The sequence below is a fragment of the Pseudomonas sp. DWRC2-2 genome (assembly GCF_049897885.1).
Lineage (GTDB): Bacteria > Pseudomonadota > Gammaproteobacteria > Pseudomonadales > Pseudomonadaceae > Aquipseudomonas > Aquipseudomonas azotoformans_A.
Window position 1 is genome coordinate 1,365,742 of record NZ_JAFCXD010000002.1, and the last position, 20,174, is coordinate 1,385,915.

The following is a 20,174-nucleotide window of genomic DNA, read 5'->3' on the forward strand; positions in this document are numbered from 1 at the left end:
CCTGTGGTTAGACTCCAGGCTTCCTTCGGAGATAAAGCTCATGGATACCTACCTGAGTCCCAGCCGCTTCATCGATAGTGACCACCCTGCGGTGGTGGAGTTCGCCGAAAAACACCGTGGAACCCGTAGGGATTTTAGTGACCAGGCAGTCAGCCTCTACTACGCCGTGCGTGAGGCGATTCGCTATAACCCCTACACCTTTAGCCGCGATCCAGACACATTGAGTGCCAGCTTCGCCCTGGCTGCCGGCGAAAGCTATTGCGTGCCCAAGGCCACGTTACTTGCCGCCTGCGCCCGCCATTGCGGGATCCCGGCGCGCATCGGCCTGGCGGATGTGCGCAATCATCTGTCGACGCCGCGTCTGATCGCGCTGCTCAAGAGTGATGTGTTCGCCATGCACGGCTATACCGAGCTTTACCTGAATGATCGCTGGGTCAAGGCCACGCCTGCGTTCAACCAGCAACTGTGCGATGTATTCGATGTGCCGCCGCTGGAGTTCGACGGCCTTCACGACAGCGTTTTCCACGCGTTCAACCGCCAAGGCCAGCGTTCGATGGAATACGTGGTCGACCACGGGCAATTTCCTGACGTGCCCGAGGCCTTTTTCTTCGCCCATATCCAGCAGTGTTACCCGCATCTGTTTGCCGACGACCTGCCGCCGTTACTCGGCGACATGCAGAGCGATTTGAGCCGCGCGTGAACCGGCGTATGCTGCTGCCTTCATCCAGCCATGTTCATCCACAAGAAAGGCGCGGTCATGCTGAAAATCTGGGGTCGTAAAAATTCATCAAACGTCAGGAAGGCACTGTGGTGCGCCGAGGAACTCGGCCTGGACTATGAAGCAATTGATGCGGGCGGGGCTTTTGGTGTGGTCGACACGCCGCAATATCGGGCATTGAACCCCAACGGCCGGGTGCCGATGATCGAAGACGGCGACTTCGTGCTGTGGGAGTCCAATACCATCGTGCGTTACCTCTGCGCCAAGCAAGCGTCCAGTTGGTATCCGACAGAAGTGAAAGCCCGCGCCAACGCGGAAAAGTGGATGGACTGGACCACCTCCACTTTTGCCGAACCGTTCAAGATTGTGTTCTGGGGCGTGCTGCGCACCCCGGCGGACAAACAGAACTGGGACAACATCCACGCCGGTCGCCAGGCCTGTATCGATGTGCTCAAAACCGTTGATGAAGCGCTGGCTACACAGCCGTATCTGTCGGGCAGCGAGATCGGCATGGGCGATATTCCCCTGGGCAGCTTTATCTACGCCTGGTTCGAAATGCCCATTGAGCGGCCTGCGATGCCCCATCTAGAGGCCTGGTATGCGCGCCTGCAACAACGTCCGGCCTACCGCAAAGCGGTCATGACTGCGTTGACTTAATACCCACTATTAATACGGGTGACTGTACTTGTGCGGCGCGGGCAAGCACCATGCTTGTCATGCGCCGCCGTTGAACTACCTGGGCTGCGCCCTCATCTACTCTTTCTATTCCCTTCTTTGGTGCGTAATCCGATATGAGTTCCGCTCTGTCCATCCGGCAGCTAACCAAAACCTACGGCAACGGTTTCCAGGCCCTGAGTGGTATCGATCTGGACGTTGCCGAAGGTGACTTCTTCGCCTTGCTTGGCCCCAACGGCGCCGGCAAATCCACCACCATCGGTATCCTCTCCACGCTGGTCAACAAGACCAGTGGCACGGTGAATATCTTTGGCCATGACCTGGACAAATCCCCGGCGGCGCTCAAGCGTTCCATCGGCGTGGTGCCCCAGGAATTCAACTTCAACCAGTTTGAAAAGACCTTCGACATCGTCGTGACCCAGGCCGGCTACTACGGCATCCCGGCGAAAGTCGCCAAGGAACGCGCCGAGCAGTACCTGACCCAGCTGGGCCTGTGGGACAAGCGCGACGTGCCTTCGCGTTCGCTGTCTGGCGGCATGAAGCGCCGCCTGATGATCGCCCGCGCATTGGTGCATGAACCGCGCCTGCTGATCCTCGACGAACCCACTGCCGGCGTGGACATCGAACTGCGTCGCTCGATGTGGACCTTTCTCACCGAGCTGAACGAGAAGGGCATCACCATCATCCTCACCACCCACTACCTGGAAGAGGCTGAGCAGCTGTGCCGCAACATCGGCATCATCGACCACGGCACCATTGTCGAGAACACCAGCATGCGTAACCTGCTGGGCCAGTTGCATGTGGAAACCTTCTTGCTCGACCTGAAAAACAACCTGTCGGCGCCGCCGCAACTGCTCGGTTACCCGAGTCGCCTGGTGGACAGTCATACCCTGGAAGTGCAGGTGGACAAGGCCATGGGCATCACCGCGCTGTTCACGCAGTTGGCGGCCCAAAACATCGAAGTGCTGAGCCTGCGTAACAAAACCAATCGCCTTGAGGAGTTGTTCGTGTCCCTGGTGGAGAAAAATCTGGCGAAGGTGGCGGTATGAGTTCCGAACTGCAACCCAACCTCGTCGCGCTGCAAACCATCGTCTATCGCGAAGTGAAACGCTTTACCCGGATCTGGCCGCAGACCCTGCTGCCGCCGGCGATCACCATGGTCCTGTACTTCGTGATCTTCGGTAACCTGATCGGCCGGCAGATCGGTGACATGGGTGGCTTCACCTACATGGAGTACATCGTGCCGGGCTTGATCATGATGTCGGTGATCACCAACTCCTACGGCAACGTGGTCTCGAGTTTCTTCGGCAGCAAGTTCCAGCGCTCCATCGAAGAATTGATGGTGTCGCCGGTGTCGCCCCACACTATCCTGATCGGCTACACCCTGGGCGGTGTGCTGCGTGGCTTGATGGTGGGCGTGATCGTGACCCTGCTGTCGCTGTTCTTCACCCACCTGCAGGTGCATCACCTTGGGGTCACCATTTTGGTCGTGGTGCTGACGGCGACGATCTTCTCGCTGCTGGGCTTCATCAACGCCGTGTTTGCGCGCAACTTCGATGATATTTCGATCATCCCGACGTTCGTGCTGACGCCGCTGACCTACCTGGGCGGGGTGTTCTACTCCATTACCCTGTTGCCGCCATTCTGGCAGACCGTGTCGCTGGCCAACCCGGTGCTGCACATGGTCAACGCCTTCCGCTACGGCATTCTGGGGGTGTCGGACATCAAGATCAGCGTGGCAATCACCTTCATGCTGGTGGCGACGGTGGTGCTGTACATTGGCTGCGCGAAGCTGCTGGTGAGTGGGCGCGGGATGCGTACGTAAGCGACGACCCGCCATAAAAAACGGCCTCAATTGAGGCCGTTTTTTTTAGGTGCCGAGCAGGGCCAGATCGATCAGTTCATGCAGCTCTTCAACCGGCAACGGTGCGCTGGAAAACAGGCTGCGATACACCGTGGGGGCCGCGATCAGGTTCAGTAGGCGATCCAGGCTTGGCAACACGTCGACGCTGCCCTGATAGCGGTCGAGGATGACCTGCAACTGGCCCATCAGAATGTGGCTGCAGTAGTCCTTGGGATGACTGCACTGCACGTCGCGCATCATGTTGCGGCCCAGGTCGGAGCTCATTTCATCCAGGTATTGTTCGCCCCAGGCGCGCAGGTCACCGCGCAGGCTACCGGTGTTGGCCGGCTCGCTGTCCGGGCGCAGGCGCTCCAACGCCACATCGGCGAGCAGGGCGGCGAGGTCGCCCCAGCGTCGGTAGATGGTGGAGGGCGTAACGCCCGCGCGTGCAGCAATCATCGGCACGGTCACGCTGGAGCGCTCATGGGCTTCCAGCAGTTCACGCGCGGCGCTATGCACTGATTCTTGGACCCGGGCACTGCGGCCTCCCGGGCGAAGGCCTTCTTTGATCGCCATGCACAAAACCTTAACACAAAGAATTTGCTTTAAGCGCTTTCCAGTAGCACACTCGGCAAAAGCAAAATATTAGCTTTAGCGGAGCGTGCCCATGTCCAGTACTCCTTCACACCGTGCCAACCTGGCCTTCCTGGTGGTCACGGTGTTGACCTTCCTCGCCGCGTCCAGCGCGCCGACGCCGCTGTATCAGGTGTATCAAGACAACCTGCACTTTTCGGCGGCAATGCTTACGGTGATATTCGGCGTCTACGCCGTGAGCCTGCTGGCGGCGTTGCTGACCGTCGGTTCGCTGTCGGATCACCTGGGACGCAAGCCGGTGATCTTCATCGCATTGCTGCTGAACATTCTGGCGATGCTGCTGTTTATCAACGCCGACAGCACCGCTTACCTGATCGCCGCCCGCGCGTTGCAAGGCTTTGCGACCGGCATGGCCACGGCGGTGTTGAGCGCGACGCTGCTCGATACCGATCGCCTGCGTGGCCCCATGCTCAACAGCCTGGCGCCTTTGTTGGGCATGGCCAGTGGCGGCCTGGGCAGTGGTTTGCTGGTGGAATACGCGCCCCGGCCAACCCAGCTGATTTATCTGGCGATGCTCGCCTTGATGGTGATGCAGGCACTGTATGTTTGGCGTTTACCGGAAACGGTCAGCCGGATTCCGGGTGCCTTGAAATCCCTGGCGCCGACCCTGCATGTGCCCGACCAGGCGCGCCGGGCCCTGTGGCTGGCGATGCCGTTGAATGTGGCGGTGTGGGCACTCGGCGGGTTCTTTTCCTCCCTGGCACCTTCGCTGGTGCGGGCGGCGACCGGCTCGACCTCGCACCTGATCGGCGGCGGGTTGGTGGCCGTGGTCACCTTGAGCGGTGCGGTGATGATCTACAGCCTGCGGGATCGCGCGGCGGACAAGGTCATGCGCCTGTCGGCCGTGCTGTTGGCGGTGGGCGTGGCCTTGCTGCTGGTCGCCGTGCAGAGCGCCAGCCTGGTGCTGTTCTTTGCCGCCAGTGTGATCGCCGGCTTCGGCTTTGGCGGCGGATTCATGGGCAGTGTCCGCAGCATTGTGGGCCTGGCGTTGCCTCACGAACGGGCTGGATTGATGTCGGCTTTCTACGTGCTGAGCTACCTGGCGTTCTGCTTGCCGGCGCTGCTGGCGGGTAACTTGAGCCACGTGTATGGACTGATCGTGACCACGGATGGCTATGGCGCGGTGCTGATCCTGTTGGCCCTGGGGGCGCTGATCGGTCTACTGATGCAGGATTCGGCACGGGCCAGGGCGACGACGGGCGGCTGATGGGTAATAATCGATGCCTTGTATTCGCCTGACCGAGAGGCAAGCATGAAGATCATCCGCAGCAAGGACTTCACCGGCAGCCGGGCCTGGGAGGCGCTGGATATCGCCAACATGAACGGCATCACCACGCGCCTGCACTGGACCGACCAGCCGTACCGCTGGCACATCAATGACGGTGAAGAAGTGTTTGTGGTGCTCGATGGCCGGGTGCAGATGCACTATCGCGACAATGGCTTCGAACAGGTGGCGGAACTGGGCGTCGGTGACATCTTCTACGCCAGCGTCGGCACCGAGCATGTGGCTCACCCTCAGGGCCCGGCGCGTATCCTGGTGATCGAAAGCGAAGGCAGTGTTTGACGCTATATTGGTAAAACAGATAACAGTTAGAGATATTACCCGTTATATAGATATTCGATCGGGTTCTACCATGGTCCCAACCTCAATGAGGAAGAGGATTGCCATCATGACCTGCTCGAATACCATCAGCTACAAACCCTTCAGTCACTTGACCCGTCCACGGGAAGTGATCCGCCAGTTCACCCCGAACTGGTTTGCCGCCACCATGGGCACCGGCGTGCTTGCGTTGGCGTTGGCGCAACTGCCGTTCAATTTGCCTGGCTTGCACGCGATTGCCGAAGCGCTGTGGTTGTTCACCATCGGCCTGTTTGTGCTGTTCAGCGGGTTGTACGCGGCGCGCTGGGTGATGTTTTTCCATGAAGCGCGGCGAATTTTCGGACACTCCACGGTGTCGATGTTCTTCGGCACAATTCCCATGGGACTGGCGACCATTCTCAATGGCCTGCTGGTGTTCGGCCTGCCGCGTTGGGGCAGCGACGTGATCCCTCTGGCTGAAGCGCTGTGGTGGCTGGATGTGGCCATGGCCCTGGCCTGCGGTGTGCTGATCCCGTTCATGATGTTCACCCGCCAGGAACACAGCATCGACCAGATGACCGCCGTCTGGCTATTGCCGGTGGTGGCTGCCGAAGTCGCCGCCGCCAGCGGTGGCCTGCTCGCACCACACCTGGCAGATGCCCATTCGCAACTGGTGATGCTGGTGACCAGCTACGTGCTGTGGGCGTTTTCCCTGCCGGTGGCGTTCAGCATCCTCACTATCCTGATGCTGCGCATGGCCCTGCATAAACTGCCCCACGCCAATATGGCCGCGTCGAGCTGGCTGGCGTTGGGCCCCATTGGCACCGGGGCGCTGGGCATGCTGTTGCTGGGGGGCGATGCGCCGGCGATTTTCGCGGCCAATGGTTTGCCGGGTGTCGGCGAAATGGCCAACGGCCTGGGGCTGGTGGCGGGCATTACCCTGTGGGGCTTCGGTCTGTGGTGGATGCTGATTGCGGTCTTGATCACCCTGCGTTACCTGCGCGCCGGTATTCCGTTCAACCTGGGGTGGTGGGGCTTCACCTTCCCATTGGGTGTGTACGCCCTGGCCACATTGAAGCTGGCGGGCCTGTTGCACCTGGGTTTCTTCAGCGTATTCGGCAGTGTGCTGGTGGTGGCATTGGCGCTGATGTGGCTGATCGTGGCCAAGCGCACGGTGCAGGGGGCATATAAAGGTGAGCTTTTTGTTTCGCCTTGCATTGCGGGACTAGGGAATAAGTAAGCCGGATTAGGTAAAGTCGTGGCCTGAATGCTTTTACAAAAAAATAGGCCACGCAGGAACACGGACGATGAGCCACCCCTCGCAATTCACTTTGCTGCGCACACGGCGTTTCCTGCCGTTTTTCATCACCCAGTTGCTGGGTGCGTTCAACGACAACATCTTCAAGCAATCGCTGATCCTCGCCATTCTCTACAAGCTCACCATCGACGGTGACCGCTCGATCTGGGTCAACCTCTGCGCGTTGCTGTTTATCCTGCCGTTCTTCCTGTTTTCGGCCCTGGCCGGGCAGTTTGGCGAGAAATTCAACAAGGACGCGTTGATCCGCGCGATCAAGATCGGTGAGATCGTGATCATGGCCGTGGGGGCGACGGGCTTCCTCACCAATCACCTGGAACTGATGCTGCTGGCGCTGTTTGCCATGGGCACCCACTCGGCGCTGTTCGGGCCGGTGAAGTACTCGATCATGCCTCAGGCTTTGCACGAAGATGAGTTGGTGGGCGGTAACGGCCTGGTGGAGATGGGCACGTTCCTGGCGATCCTGGCCGGCACCATTGGCGCCGGGATCATGATGTCGTCCACCCATTACGCGCCGGTGGTGGCGGTGGCGATCGTCGGCGTGGCGGTGCTGGGTTACCTGGCCAGCCGCAGCATTCCACGGGCGGCGGCGTCGACCCCTGGGTTGCGCCTGAACTGGAACATCTTCAGCGAGTCCTGGGCCACCTTGCGTCTGGGGCTGGGGCAGACGCCCGCCGTTTCGCGTTCCATCGTTGGTAACTCGTGGTTCTGGTTTGTCGGTGCGATCTACCTGACGCAGATCCCGGCCTACGCCAAGGAATGGTTGTACGGCGACGAGACCGTGGTGACGCTGATCCTCACCGTGTTCTCGGTGGGTATCGCGCTCGGCTCGATGCTCTGCGAAAAACTCTCCGGTCGTAAGGTGGAAATCGGCCTGGTGCCGTTCGGTTCATTCGGCTTGACCGTGTTTGGCCTGCTGCTGTGGTGGCACTCCGGCGGCTTCCCGCAGAACGTGCAGGTCAACGATTGGCTTGCCGTGCTCAGCTACGGCCAGGCTTGGTGGGTGCTGTTCGATATCCTTGGCCTGGGCGTGTTTGGCGGCTTTTATATCGTGCCGCTGTACGCGCTGATTCAGTCGCGTACCGCCGAGAATGAGCGCGCGCGGGTGATTGCGGCCAACAACATCCTCAATGCACTGTTCATGGTGGTCTCGGCCATCGTGTCGATCCTGTTGCTGAGTGTGGCCAAGCTGTCGATACCCGAGTTGTTCCTGGTGGTGTCGCTGCTCAACATCGCGGTCAACACCTACATCTTCAAAATCGTTCCCGAGTTCACCATGCGTTTCATGATCTGGCTGCTCAGCCATTCCATGTACCGCGTGGAGCACCGCAACCTGGAGGCGATCCCGGATGAAGGCGCCGCGTTGCTGGTGTGCAACCACGTGTCGTTTGTCGATGCGTTGTTGATCGGCGGCGCGGTGCGTCGGCCGATTCGCTTTGTCACGTACTACAAGATCTACCGTTTACCGGTGCTGAACTTTATCTTCCGCACCGCCGGGGCGATTCCGATTGCCGGGCGCCATGAAGATATCCAGATCTACGAAAAGGCCTTCACGCGGATTGCGCAGTACCTGAAGGACGGTGAGTTGGTGTGCATCTTCCCTGAGGGCAAGCTGACCGCCGATGGTGAGATGAATGAGTTTCGCGGGGGCGTGACGCGGATTCTGGAAGAGACGGCGGTGCCGGTGATTCCAATGGCGTTGCAGGGGTTGTGGGGGAGTTTCTTCAGTCGCGATCCGAAGAAGGGCTTCTTCCATCGCATATGGTCGCGGGTGGTATTGGTGGCGGGTGAGCCGGTGGCGGCAGACGCTGCCACTCCCGCGCAGCTACAGGAAAAAGTCACCCAGCTACGCGGCACTGTTCTGTAGGCGCCCGGCTTGCCGGCGATGGCGATTTTCAGGCCGCCATCGCCCGCAGGGTTATGTAGAGATTTTCAGGCCAATCAGCCCACAAATGATCAGCGCCACGCTGGCCAGCCGGAACAACGCCATGGACTCCCCAAACAGGATGATCCCGGCAATCACGGTGCCCACGGCGCCCACGCCGGTCCAGATGGCATAGGCCGTGCCCAGCGGCAGTTCCTTCATGGCCAACCCCAGCAGGCCGAGGCTGACGGCCATGGCGGCAATCGTCAGAGCCGTGGGCAAAGGCTTGCTGAAACCATCGGTGTACTTCAGGCCGACGGCCCAGCCAACTTCAAACAGACCTGCGAAAAACAGAATGATCCAGGACATGATGACCTCCTAACGTTAGGTGGGGTCGTCCCCGGATTAGCCGCTTGAAGCGTCGCGGGGTCGTCCCCGCGCAGCTCGGTAGAGTGCCGAAAAGTGCTCGGCTGATCAAGTTTGCGGGGTGTTCTCCAGCACGCGACGGTCTTCCTTTTCGCTCATGCGGCGGAAGTAGGTCGACAGCAACGCCCCGGAAATATTGTGCCAGACGCTGAACAACGCACTCGGCACTGCCGCCAATGGCGAAAAGTGCGCGCTGGCCAAGGCGGCGCCCAGCCCGGAGTTCTGCATGCCCACTTCCAGCGCCAGCGACTTGCGCTGTGCCAATGGCAGCTTGAATACGCGGCCGGTGAAGTAACCCAGCAGGTAACCAAAGCTGTTGTGCAGCATCACCACCGCCATGATCAGCAGGCCCGACTCGGCAATCTTCGCCTGGCTCGCCGCCACCACCGCCGCGACGATGATCACGATGCTCACCACCGACACCAGCGGCAACACATCCACCGCATGGCGTACCCGTTCACCGAGCAGACGTTGCGCCAGTACGCCGAGCACGATCGGCAGCAGCACCACTTGCAGGATCGACCAGAACAATTCCATGAACGACACCGGCAGCCAGGCCGACGCCAGCAGCCAGATCAGCGCCGGGGTGAGCAGCGGGGCGAGGAGGGTGGTGACGGCGGCGATGGCCACCGACAGCGCCAGGTCGCCACGGGCCAACCAGGTCATCACGTTGGACGAGGTGCCGCTTGGGCAGCAACCGACCAGGATCACGCCGACGGCGATTTCCGGCGGCAGGTGGAACGCCTGGCACAGCAACCACGCCACGCCCGGCATGATCACGAAGTGCGCGACCACGCCCAGGGCCACGCGCCACGGATGGCGGGCGACCTCGGCGAAGTCATCGAGTTTGAGGGTCAGCCCCATGCCGAACATCACCAGGCCCAGCAACGGGACGATGGCGCTTTTCAGGCCGATGAACCAGTTGGGTTCGAGGAAAGCGACGACGGCGAAGAGCAATACCCAGTAGGCGAAGGTATTGCCGACGAAGCGGCTCAAGGCGGCGAGTGCGCGCATGGGGATGTCCTTTTATTAGAGAGGTAGTCGGAGTGGAAACCGGATCCAAATGTGGGAGCGGGCTTGCTCGCGAATGCGGTGGATCAGTCAACATATTCATTGACTGGCACACCGCATTCGCGAGCAAGCCCGCTCCCACAGTTTGATCTTCACAAGGCGTTAAATGCCCTGTGGTGTCTCTTCACCGCCCAGTGCTTCAACCAGCGCCGGGATGAAATCGCCGAACGTCAGCATCATCAATGTGAAGCTCGCATCCAGTTGGCCCAGGGCCTCGTCGCCGCCGTCCTGTTCCGCCTGGTCTTGCAACAGGTCTTCGAACTTCAGGCGCTTGACGGTCATTTTGTCGTCAAGCATGAAGGACAGCTTGTCCTGCCAGGCCAGGGACAATTGGGTCACGACTTTGCCAGTGGTCAGGTGTAGTTGGATCTCTTCGCCGGTCAGGTCCTGGCGCTTGCAACGCACGATGCCGCCGTCTTCGTGGGTGTCGCGCAGCTCGCATTCGTCGAGGACGAAGAAGTCATCGGCCGGCTTCTGGGTGGTGACCCAGTCGGTCATGATTGCGGTGGGCGCGGTTTTCACGGTGAGTGGGCGAACCGGCAGGGTGCCGATCACTTCCCGCAGGGTCGACAGCAGGTCTTCGGCGCGTTTCGGGCTGGCCGAGTTCACCAGGATCAGGCCCTGTTTCGGCGCGATGGCGGCGAAGGTCGACGAGCGACGGATAAAGGCGCGTGGCAGGAAGGCCTGGATGATTTCATCCTTGATCTGGTCGCGTTCCTTCTTATAGACCTTGCGCATTTGCTCGGCCTCGATTTCTTCGACTTTCTCTTTCAGTGCGTCACGCACTACGCTGCCCGGCAGGATGCGCTCTTCCTTGCGCGCAGCGATCAGCAGGAAATCACCGCTGACGTGGACCAAGGGCGCGTCTTCACCTTTACCAAAAGGCGCGACGAAACCGTAGGTGGTCAATTCCTGGCTCGCGCAAGGGCGCGCCAGTTTGGTGGCCATGGCCGCTTCCAACGCCTCGGCATCAACAGGCAGATCTTGGGTCAGGCGATAGATAAGCAGGTTCTTGAACCACATGGGGTGAGTCTCTCCTTTATACAAAGGGGGGCATTATTCTCTTGATAACGTCCCAGGCCAACCCTGCCTAAGCCATTGGAAGCTATCAAAAAAAAGATTTAAGAAAGTGCTTGCCAGACTCAAGGTCGCTCCGTAGAATGCGCGCCACACCGAAACGAAGGGTGATTAGCTCAGCTGGGAGAGCGTCTGCCTTACAAGCAGAATGTCGGCGGTTCGATCCCGTCATCACCCACCATTCGTTTTATGTGTTACGCGCAGCGGTAGTTCAGTCGGTTAGAATACCGGCCTGTCACGCCGGGGGTCGCGGGTTCGAGTCCCGTCCGCTGCGCCATATTCGGTAACCTGGAACACTGAACGCCAGGTCACCACAGAAAGCCCGCTTAATCGCGGGCTTTTCTTTGTCCGGAATATGGCAAAAAATCGCGATTTAAACTTTTTTTAAATAAATTGCATTTAAATCAAGACATTACGATTTTTTGGTGTATGATGCGCCCACACCGAAACGAAGGGTGATTAGCTCAGCTGGGAGAGCGTCTGCCTTACAAGCAGAATGTCGGCGGTTCGATCCCGTCATCACCCACCATTCGTTTTACGTGTTACGCGCAGCGGTAGTTCAGTCGGTTAGAATACCGGCCTGTCACGCCGGGGGTCGCGGGTTCGAGTCCCGTCCGCTGCGCCATATTCGGTCACCTGGAACACTGAACGCCAGGTCACCCCAAGAAGCCCGCTCATTGAGCGGGCTTTTTTTCGTCTGCGATTTATCCTCTTTGCGCACTCCCGTTGTGCACTGCTTATTCGTCCTGAACTGTACGGGTGCGTCATGACGTGGGGGAATACCCCCATGCACATTGGTTGATTGCGCCCTCGGTCGCTTAAACGTTTATCTATAGCCACGCGAAGACTTCCAGGCGGGTTACCGGCAGCAGGATGCTGCGGGGACTCGCTCTCCAACATAAAAATAGTCTGCAAGGGGAATGGCTCTCTATGAAATATCCACTGCGTCCGTTGGTGTTCTGGCCAACGTTCCTGATCCTGCTGGCGGCAGTGATCGCCAGCTACGTTGACCTGAATGCATTCCTTGCGGTCAGCAAACAGCTCAACAACCTGATCCTGAAGAACTTCTCATGGCTGTTCAGTGCCGGCTCGTTTGCCATGGTGGTGCTGACTGCGATCGTCTACTTTTCCGCGCTGGGCAAGGTGCGTATCGGCGGTGAAGACGCCCAGCCGTTGCTGAGCAAGTGGCGCTGGTTCATGGTGGCGCTGTGCACCACGCTGGCGGTGGGCGTGCTGTTCTGGACCACCGCCGAACCGCTTTACCACCTGTACGGCCCGCCCACCAGCCTGCCGATCGAGGCGGGCAGCTCGGCGGCGAAGAGCTTTGCCATGTCGACGATGTTCCTGCACTGGACCATCACGCCCTACGCCATCTACCTGGTGCCCTCGCTGGTGTTTGCGTTGGTGTTCTACAACCGTCGCAGCAACTTTTCCATCGGCGCCATGCTTGAACCGTTGCTGGGCGAAGCGCGGGTCCGGCGCTATGCCGGGCTGATCGACACCCTGGCGATGTTCGCCCTGGTGGCCGGCATGGCGTCGTCCCTGGGCACCGGCGCATTGACCCTGGCCGGTGGCCTGGCCCAGTACATCGGCGGTGAAACCACACCGTTCCGCCTGGCCATCATTATTGCAATCATCGTCATCACCTTTGTTGCCTCGGCCGCCAGCGGCCTGCAGAAAGGCATTGTGATGCTGTCTTCGTTCAACACCTGGATCATGCTGGCCCTGGGGCTGTTCGTGCTGTTGTGCGGGCCGACCCTGTACATGTTCAGCCTCGGCGTCGAGTCCCTGGGCGTGTACCTCGACACCTTCTTCAGCCGCAGCCTGTTCACCGGCGCCGCCAGTGGCGACACCTGGCCGCACAGCTGGACGGTGTTCTACTGGTCGGTGTGGTTTGCCTGGGCGCCGGTCAGCGCGTTGTTCCTCGGCAAGATCGGCCGTGGCTACACGGTGCGTGAATTCATCCATATCAACATGCTCTACCCGGCGCTGTTCACGGCGGTGTGGATCTGCATCTTCTCCGGCACCAGCCTGTACTTCGATGCGCTGGGCGACGGCAGCCTCAACCGTGTGCTGAACGAGCAGGGGGTGGAGCACGTGCTGTACCAGATGTTCCAGCAACTGCCGGCGAGCGGCCTGATGATCGCGTTCCTGCTGTTCGTGGCGTTCATCTCCTTTGTCACTGCCGCCGACTCCAGCACCGATGTGATCGCCAACCTGTGCAGCAAAGGCGTGACCGCCGATTCCGACCTGGACGGCAACCCGCTGTTGAAGATCGTCTGGGGCGTGATCATCGGCTCGGTGTCGTGGGTGATGGTCTCATTCGTCGGCATTGACGGCGTGAAGATGCTCTCCAACCTCGGCGGCCTGCCGGGCATGATCCTGGTGTTGCTGGCCAGTACCTCGCTGATCTTCTGGTTGAAAAACCCCGCATTGCTGGACGTGAAACGCCTTCAGCTGACCCCCGAGACGGAACTGCGCGGCGCCAGCCCGGTGCCGGATTTCGCCCGCTGATCGATTGAACCGCTGTAGGAGTTACTGATGGACATCGTCACTGAATTTGCTTACACCGTGCGCGAAATCGAGCACTGCCTGATCCCCTTGAAGGACGGCACCCAACTGGCCGCGCGCATCTGGTTGCCGGAAGTCGCCGGTTTGCAGACCTTCCCGGCAATCCTCGAATACCTGCCGTACCGCAAACGCGATGGCACCGCCGTACGCGATGCGCTGACCCACCCGTGGATGGCAGGGCAGGGCTATGTGTGTGTGCGGGTGGACATGCGAGGCAACGGCGAATCCCAGGGCTTGATGGCCGATGAATACCTGTTGCAGGAACAGGAAGATGCCCTCGAAGTGATCGACTGGTTGTGCCAGCAACCCTGGTGCGACGGCCATGTCGGCATGATGGGCATTTCCTGGGGCGGCTTCAACGGCCTGCAAGTCGCGGCGCGCCAGCCCCAGGCGTTGAAAGCAATCATCACCTTGTGCTCCACCGATGACCGCTTCGCCGACGACATCCATTACAAGGGCGGCAACCTGTTGATGGAGAACTTCGGCTGGGCTGCCACCATGCTCAACTTCAGCGCGGCGGTGCCTGACCCGCTGTTGGTCGACGACTGGAAAAGCCTCTGGCACCAACGCCTGGACGCCATGCCGTTGCTGGCGGAAACCTGGCTGCAACACCAGACCCGCGATGATTACTGGCGCCACGGCTCGGTGTGCGAGGACTATTCAAAGATCAAGGCGGCCGTGTATGCCGTCGGCGGCTGGGGCGATGCCTATCGCAACACCGTTTCGCGCCTGATGCAAAACCTGCCGGGCCCGAAGAAAGCCATGATCGGACCGTGGATCCACAAGTACCCGCATTTTGCCGTGCCGAACCCGGCCATTGGTTTTCTGCAAGAGGCCAAACGCTGGTGGGATCACTGGCTTAAGGGCATCGATAACGGGGTAATGGATGACGCAGCCTGCACTTTTTACCTACAGGATATTCTGCCGCCGAAGGGCAGTTATGCCGAGCGGCCGGGGATTTGGGTGCAAACGGCAGGTTGGCCGGATCCGCAGGTGCAATGGACCGATTTCAGTCTCGGTGAACAGGGCCTGAGTGCAGGATCAAAGCCTTTGGCGACGCCGCGCACCATCTGCTCGCCGCTGACCACCGGCCTGCATCAGGGCGAATACTGTGCCATCTGGTTTGGCCCCGACGGGCCGACGGATCAACGCCGTGATGACGCCCACTCGCTGTGCTTCGACTCCCAGCCGCTGACCGAGTCGCTGGCGCTGCTCGGCGATGCACGTCTTAAGTTGCGCCTGGCCAGTGACACCGCCTGTGGCCAATTGGTCGCCCGGCTGAATGCGATAGCGCCGGACGGGCAGGTCACGCAGATCAGCTACGGTGTGCTTAATCTCACCTTGCGTGAGGACTTTTCCCAGGTAACGCCTGTAGTCCCAGGAGAGCCGATGGATGTGCAGTTAAACCTCGACCACATCGGCATGCGCCTGCCCGCCGGCTACCGTTTGCGCCTGGCCCTCAGCACCGCGAGTTTCCCGTTGCTGTGGCCGAGCCGCGAGCTGACCACGCTGACATTGCTGCCGAGCCTGCAAAGCCTGCAGCTGCCGATATTCAACGGCGAGGCGGTGGACTGCCCGTTCGAAGCGCCGCAGTCGGCTACGCCGGTGGCGATGGAAGTCCTACGTGCTGCTGCGCCGAAACGTACGCTGATCGAAGACGTAGGCAGTGGCGAAGTCTGCGTGAAAATCGAAGATGACTTGGGTTCGGTGCGTTTTACCGACCACGGCTTGTCGGTGGACCAGCGTTGCACCGAGCAATACCGCACCTTGCCTTGGGACCCGCTGTCGACGCGCGCCGATATCGAATGGCACTACCGTGTCGGCCGTGATCAGTGGACCGTGGAGGTGGAAAGCCACTTGAGCGTGCACGCCGATGCCGAGTGGTTCTACATCGAAGCGGAGCAGACCGCCTGGGAAAACGGCCAGTTGGAACACCGTCGGCAATGGAGTAAACGCGTGGCCAGGGTCGCGCTCTGAGCAGGCAACTGGCAGGATGCACGCCAACGTGATCTCTGCGGGCCTGGGGTAACCTGGGCCCGTCATTGCCAATGGACTTGCTCATGTCGCGCCGAAACGTCGATCTTCCTCCCCTCAACTGCTTGCAGACCTTCGAAGCGGCGGCCCGCCATTTGAGCTTTACCCAGGCGGCCCATGAACTGAACCTGACCCAGAGCGCAGTCAGCCGCCAGGTCAAACGCCTCGAAGAAGACCTGGCTCGCCCGCTGTTTTATCGACTGGCCCAGGGCTTGAGCCTGACACCCGCCGGGGTACGTTATTTCCGTACCGTCCAACGCCTGTTGCGCGAGCTTGACCGCGAGTCCGCCGAGTTGCGCAGGCGCGGTGCCGACCGCCAGTTGACCTTGGCCAGCACGCCCACCATCAGTTCCATCTGGCTGTCCGGTCTGTTGCCGCAGTTCCAGCGCGACCACCCGGACCTGGATATCCGTATCCTGTGCAGCGAAAGTCCCAGCCACCTGGATGTCAGCGAATACGACCTGGGTTTGTTCTATCACTTGGATGAACTGGCGGCGCCCCACGGCCTTGAGCTGTCACCGGTGTTTGACAGCGAACAGGTCATCACCGTGTGCAGCCCCGATTACCTTGAGCGTCACGGCCCGATTCGCGACCTGCATCACTTGTTGCACGCTCACACTTTGCTGATCGTCGAGGACCACCATCACGACTGGCTCACCTGGGCCGACTGGTTTGCCGATGCGGGCGCCGATTACTACTCGCCGCGTCACGCCTTGCGCACCAACAGCTATCAACTGTTGATGCAGTCGGCGGTGATGGGGCACGGTGTCGCCCTCGGCTGGAAGCGCTTGCTGGACAGCGACCTCGATTCCGGGCGCCTGCAAATGGCCTTACCCCACAGCATGCACAGTCGTGGCCGCCTGCACCTGATGCAGCCGCACCACCGCAACCCTCCGGCGGCGGTGCGCAGTTTTCGTCAGTGGTTGCAGGCTCGGACGGCACAGGCAGAACAGGCTGGCTGAGGGTCAGTGCTGGCCGGTTTTTTTCTTTTTGGCCTGGCGTGTCGCCAGGTGTTCGAAGCAAAAAGACGCGGTGCCGAACACGGCGATCAGGGTCAGTACGATCATGCCGAGGGTTGAGCTTTCCACGGTGATTTCCTACGGGTGATGGGGTAGGCACTCACGGTAGAGGCGGGGTGAAAACGGCTCAATAGACCCGACGCAATCCTTACGCCGTCGGGTCCATTGTTACGCATTCTTTACGGAGCGTTGCGGCTGTGGCGGTAATCGCTGACCGCTTCATACACGGCTTTGCGCAAGCGGTTGATGCCGCCGATTGGGCGGTGTTCCGCTACACCAAACCAGGGGTTGAACGACTGGTTGTCGCACGCCAGGTTCTGCTCGGGTGTGTCGAAATCCTGCGCCGGTATACGCACCTTGGCCACGGTTTCATAGGGCGCATCGCTCTCCTTCCATTCGATGCTGGTGTCTTCGATCGGCATGAATTTCTGCGGGTTCTGCCGCTGGATCTGCAGCACGAAACACGCAGGCACGCGGTCAGTGGACAACTGCTGGCTCAAGGCGCTGCGCAGGAAGTTCGGCAGGGCCTGGTTCTGCTTGGGCAGTTGATATTCCGGGCAGCTCTGCGGGTCGGGTGCGACGCGGAACTTGGCGTTGGCCGCGCCGAACTTGTAGGGCGACACCGAAAAGTAGGTGGTCTGCGTCGGGCTCGCCGGTGCGGGCGCCAGGGTCGCCAGGGCGATAAACAAATGACGTACCTGCCAGGTCCGTGGGTCGGCCTTGGGGAAGAACGCCAGGACTTTCTTGCCATCTGCTTGCGCGCCGATGTTCTGCGCGTACTCCGCCACATCGCTGACAAAGAAGTTCGGGTGGCTGAACATCACGAAGTCCTGTTCCGTGCGCGCCTGTTGGTCGGCCAGCAGTTGCTTGCCCGGCACGTCCAGCAGCTTGAGCGCCATGCCCCGCGCATCACGGATGCTGTCGAACTGCGGGTAGGCGTTGCCGTTGGACAGCCGCATCATCGCCTGCCAGGTCTTGCCCGGTTCGGCGAACACGCCTTGGCGCAATGCTGGATCAAGATCAGGTACCACGTTGACCTCGGCCTTCACGCAACCATGGGCCTTGGCGTGGGCATCGCGCAGGTAGCGTGTGCCTTCGCGGTGCTGGTCGACGATGCGCACCGCCGTCTGGATGATGCCTTGGGTCATCGCCGCTTCGCCGGGCGGAATCTGCTCATTCGGCGACACCGGGCCGCTGTGTTGCCAGGCGTACCAGGCACTGGCGCCCAGCCAACCGAGCAGGCCGAGGCCCACCAGCCACAGCAGAGTCTTGCCCAGAAACGCGCCGATGCGCAGCCACAGGCGTGCGAGCAGGGAAGGTCGGTCGTAGGGGGATCGAATCATCATGGCAGTTGTTGCTCCAGCGGGCCGCCCAGCACTTTGAGGTATTCCAGCAGCGCCCAGCGTTCCTGCGGCAGCAGGCCACGGCCGATTACGCCGTTGCCACGACTGCCGGCACGGAATTCGTGACCGCTGTTGTGGTTGCCGGTGATTTTGGTATCGAACAGGAAGGCATTCTTGAACGCACCGGTCTCGAAGCCGAGGTGGCGCGGGTCGTAGTTGAACGTGCCTTTATAGAAGGTGGTGCTGCGCTCGTCCTGGGGCGAGAGCAATTGGTAGATCGTCGGCACCGAACCGTTATGCAGGAACGGCGGCGTCGCCCACACGCCCGCCAATGGCCGCGCCTTGTAGGCGCGCAGCTCACGTACGCCGATGGGCAGGCCGTAACCGTCCAGGCGCGGGCGTTCGGCCGGGGTCACGCCAGCGGCGCGGTAGGCATGTTCTTCGACGAACGCGGTGACGTAGGCAAGGCCCTTGGCCACGGACATCTTTTTCAGGTCCAGCGGCTCGGTCGGCGTGGGGTGCAGTTCGACGTTGAGTTTGGCCAATTCCGCCAGGTCCCATTGCAACGCGCTGAGGTCGTAGCGCTGGTCGGCGATGTTGCTGGCTGTGCCGGGGTCGGTGCCGATGTAGTCCACTGGCAGCATTTTCAGCTGTTGCACCGGGCGTCCGCCTTCCTGGCTGACGCTGGGCACATGGCAGCCGGCGCAGTTTTCGGCAAAGAGTGCGCGGCCTTGGGCGGCGAGCGGCTTGTCGACGGTGCCGAACAGGTCCTCGGGCCAGGTCGGTGGCTTGAGGCGTTGCAGGGTTTCTTCGATCAGGTTGAGGTCGCGTACCCGCACGCTGGACGGGTAGCGCGCGTCGCCTTGGAGTGGCTGGCCGGCGTCGTCGAAAAACGCCAGCGTCGCGCCGACCCCCAGGGCCTCGCCGATGTTACGCGCCATGGGCTGCTGGGCCGAGCCGTTCCACTGCACCCAGTCGAAGGTCCAGATGTCCCACAACTGCGGGTAGTCCACCGGCGCATTGGCGACGCGATAGTTGTCCGGGGAAATGGCATCGCCAAAGCTGGCGTTGGCGATACGGCCAAAGGCATCCGTACGGCCTGGGCCTTCTTCAGTAGGGTAGAGGCCACGGTGAGTGTCGTTCCAGGCCACTTTGAGGAACTGGTTCAGTGACTGCTTGAAGTCCTTACGCAGTTGCGTGTGCTCGGCGTCGTAGCGATCCCCCAGCACCTGGCGGGCAAAACGTTCGAACTTCCACGGGTTGTAATAGGTGGCCGCCAGGCTGGCGACCAGGGCCTGACCGAAACTGCCGCCGCGCAAGGTTGGCACGCTGGAGGGCAGCACGTGCTGGGCGGAACCGCCGTCGATACGCAGGGCCTGGTTTTTGTAATGCAATTCGCCGGTGTGGCAGGCGGCGCAGGTGATATCCAGATATTGGGCGTTGCTGCCGGCGTTTTTATGCCGGGCGAAACCCACCGGCAGGTTGCCGGGGTTTTGCGCAGTGGGCACTTGCTTGGGGTCCACCAGGAAGCCAAAGCGCGCCAGATACTCGGGCGTTGCGAAACGCTGTTCGGAAAACGGCAGCTCCAGGGCAGTGAACCAGTCGTAGTGCAGGCCTTTTACCTGGGTGCCCTGAGGCGTGAAGTAATAGGTCTGGCGGTCGGCGGCACTCCATTGGTCCTGGTAGTGCACCTGCTCCACGGGCACGTAGTCCGGCAGCTTGGGGTTGACGGTGTAATAGAGCACCACGGCCAGGATCAGGCCCAGAGCTATCAATATCAGGAGTAAAACACGGGAAAAAATGCGCAAGATGGCTATCCTTGTCTCGGCCTTGTCGAGTTGTCGCGATGTTATGCCACTACGCCACAGGTGCGGCAAGTGGCCATGAGCCCGGTAGTGGGCGGTACCGCGATCCTTCGCGAGCCTCCATCATGAATGAAAATGCTTTTAAACACGTGAACTTATCAGAAGTTTCCTGCTCACATG

At 60.7% G+C, this 20,174-nt stretch carries 18 protein-coding genes and 4 tRNA genes; 15 read left to right on the forward strand and 7 right to left on the reverse strand.

The window, feature by feature from the left end:
- Positions 1–40 precede the first annotated feature (40 nt).
- The 4 genes from ACP7EW_RS14920 (at position 41) to ACP7EW_RS14935 (ending at position 3,218) form a co-directional block, all read left to right on the forward strand.
- On the forward strand, positions 41–700 hold the full coding sequence (locus tag ACP7EW_RS14920) for a transglutaminase-like domain-containing protein (protein WP_426217954.1): 660 nt from the start codon (positions 41–43) through the stop codon (positions 698–700).
- A gap of 57 nt (positions 701–757) precedes the next feature.
- Entirely contained in the window at positions 758–1,375 is a 618-nt protein-coding gene (locus ACP7EW_RS14925) for a glutathione S-transferase family protein (RefSeq protein ID WP_426217956.1), read from the forward strand.
- A 134-nt stretch (positions 1,376–1,509) separates the two neighbouring features.
- On the forward strand, positions 1,510–2,442 hold the full coding sequence (locus ACP7EW_RS14930; RefSeq protein ID WP_426217958.1) for an ABC transporter ATP-binding protein: 933 nt from the start codon (positions 1,510–1,512) through the stop codon (positions 2,440–2,442).
- Entirely contained in the window at positions 2,439–3,218 is a 780-nt protein-coding gene (locus ACP7EW_RS14935) for an ABC transporter permease (protein WP_012723134.1), read from the forward strand. Before ACP7EW_RS14930 ends, ACP7EW_RS14935 begins: the two co-directional genes overlap by 4 nt.
- A 45-nt stretch (positions 3,219–3,263) precedes the next feature.
- Here ACP7EW_RS14935 and ACP7EW_RS14940 read toward each other — a convergent pair whose 3' ends face one another.
- Complete coding sequence (locus ACP7EW_RS14940; RefSeq protein WP_426217960.1) at positions 3,264–3,812, reverse strand: TetR/AcrR family transcriptional regulator; 549 nt, start codon at positions 3,810–3,812, stop codon at positions 3,264–3,266.
- A 91-nt stretch (positions 3,813–3,903) separates the two neighbouring features.
- Here ACP7EW_RS14940 and ACP7EW_RS14945 point away from each other — a divergent pair, with 91 nt between their 5' ends.
- The 4 genes from ACP7EW_RS14945 (at position 3,904) to ACP7EW_RS14960 (ending at position 8,651) form a co-directional block, all read left to right on the forward strand.
- On the forward strand, positions 3,904–5,097 hold the full coding sequence (locus tag ACP7EW_RS14945; RefSeq protein WP_426217962.1) for an MFS transporter: 1,194 nt from the start codon (positions 3,904–3,906) through the stop codon (positions 5,095–5,097).
- Positions 5,098–5,142: 45 nt separating this feature from the next.
- Positions 5,143–5,454 (forward strand): cupin domain-containing protein, encoded by a 312-nt coding sequence (locus tag ACP7EW_RS14950; protein ID WP_033897679.1) that lies wholly within the window; start codon positions 5,143–5,145, stop codon positions 5,452–5,454.
- 106 nt (positions 5,455–5,560) lie between these two features.
- Positions 5,561–6,709 (forward strand): TDT family transporter, encoded by a 1,149-nt coding sequence (locus ACP7EW_RS14955; protein ID WP_426217964.1) that lies wholly within the window; start codon positions 5,561–5,563, stop codon positions 6,707–6,709.
- A 67-nt stretch (positions 6,710–6,776) separates the two neighbouring features.
- The gene (locus ACP7EW_RS14960; RefSeq protein WP_426217966.1) at positions 6,777–8,651 is read left to right on the forward strand and encodes an MFS transporter; all 1,875 of its coding nucleotides are present in this window, start codon (positions 6,777–6,779) and stop codon (positions 8,649–8,651) included.
- Between the two features lie 51 nt (positions 8,652–8,702).
- Here ACP7EW_RS14960 and sugE read toward each other — a convergent pair whose 3' ends face one another.
- The 3 genes from sugE to rdgC all read right to left on the reverse strand — a co-directional run bounded on the left by sugE (position 8,703) and on the right by rdgC (position 11,168).
- Positions 8,703–9,017: a quaternary ammonium compound efflux SMR transporter SugE gene (gene sugE / locus ACP7EW_RS14965; protein ID WP_010211634.1), complete on the reverse strand. Its 315-nt coding sequence runs from the start codon at positions 9,015–9,017 to the stop codon at positions 8,703–8,705.
- 105 nt (positions 9,018–9,122) lie between these two features.
- Positions 9,123–10,088 carry a bile acid:sodium symporter family protein gene (locus tag ACP7EW_RS14970; protein ID WP_178955644.1) on the reverse strand — a complete coding sequence of 322 codons (966 nt, stop codon included), beginning with the start codon at positions 10,086–10,088 and terminating at the stop codon, positions 9,123–9,125.
- 159 nt (positions 10,089–10,247) lie between these two features.
- Complete coding sequence (gene rdgC / locus ACP7EW_RS14975) at positions 10,248–11,168, reverse strand: recombination-associated protein RdgC (protein WP_010211632.1); 921 nt, start codon at positions 11,166–11,168, stop codon at positions 10,248–10,250.
- Positions 11,169–11,327: 159 nt separating this feature from the next.
- On the opposite strand from rdgC, the gene ACP7EW_RS14980 reads away from it, so the two are divergent.
- The 7 genes from ACP7EW_RS14980 to ACP7EW_RS15010 all read left to right on the forward strand — a co-directional run bounded on the left by ACP7EW_RS14980 (position 11,328) and on the right by ACP7EW_RS15010 (position 16,789).
- Positions 11,328–11,403, forward strand: a tRNA-Val gene (locus ACP7EW_RS14980).
- A 19-nt stretch (positions 11,404–11,422) separates the two neighbouring features.
- Positions 11,423–11,499 (forward strand) — tRNA-Asp (locus ACP7EW_RS14985).
- Between the two features lie 176 nt (positions 11,500–11,675).
- Positions 11,676–11,751: transfer RNA gene (locus ACP7EW_RS14990), tRNA-Val, on the forward strand.
- A 19-nt stretch (positions 11,752–11,770) separates the two neighbouring features.
- A tRNA-Asp gene (locus tag ACP7EW_RS14995) sits at positions 11,771–11,847 on the forward strand.
- 305 nt (positions 11,848–12,152) lie between these two features.
- Entirely contained in the window at positions 12,153–13,736 is a 1,584-nt protein-coding gene (locus tag ACP7EW_RS15000; RefSeq protein ID WP_426217969.1) for a BCCT family transporter, read from the forward strand.
- Positions 13,737–13,763: 27 nt separating this feature from the next.
- Complete coding sequence (locus tag ACP7EW_RS15005; protein ID WP_426217971.1) at positions 13,764–15,770, forward strand: CocE/NonD family hydrolase; 2,007 nt, start codon at positions 13,764–13,766, stop codon at positions 15,768–15,770.
- Positions 15,771–15,853: 83 nt separating this feature from the next.
- Positions 15,854–16,789 (forward strand): LysR substrate-binding domain-containing protein, encoded by a 936-nt coding sequence (locus ACP7EW_RS15010; protein ID WP_426217973.1) that lies wholly within the window; start codon positions 15,854–15,856, stop codon positions 16,787–16,789.
- Between the two features lie 3 nt (positions 16,790–16,792).
- On the opposite strand, the gene ACP7EW_RS15015 is transcribed toward ACP7EW_RS15010, so the two are convergent.
- From ACP7EW_RS15015 to ACP7EW_RS15025, 3 genes are all read right to left on the reverse strand, one after another.
- On the reverse strand, positions 16,793–16,915 hold the full coding sequence (locus ACP7EW_RS15015) for a hypothetical protein (RefSeq protein WP_426217975.1): 123 nt from the start codon (positions 16,913–16,915) through the stop codon (positions 16,793–16,795).
- Positions 16,916–17,025: 110 nt separating this feature from the next.
- A complete protein-coding gene (locus tag ACP7EW_RS15020) occupies positions 17,026–18,192 on the reverse strand; it encodes a catalase family protein (protein WP_426217977.1) in 1,167 nt (388 codons plus the stop codon).
- Complete coding sequence (locus ACP7EW_RS15025; protein WP_426217979.1) at positions 18,189–19,997, reverse strand: di-heme-cytochrome C peroxidase; 1,809 nt, start codon at positions 19,995–19,997, stop codon at positions 18,189–18,191. Before ACP7EW_RS15025 ends, ACP7EW_RS15020 begins: the two co-directional genes overlap by 4 nt.
- Positions 19,998–20,174: the final 177 nt, after the last annotated feature.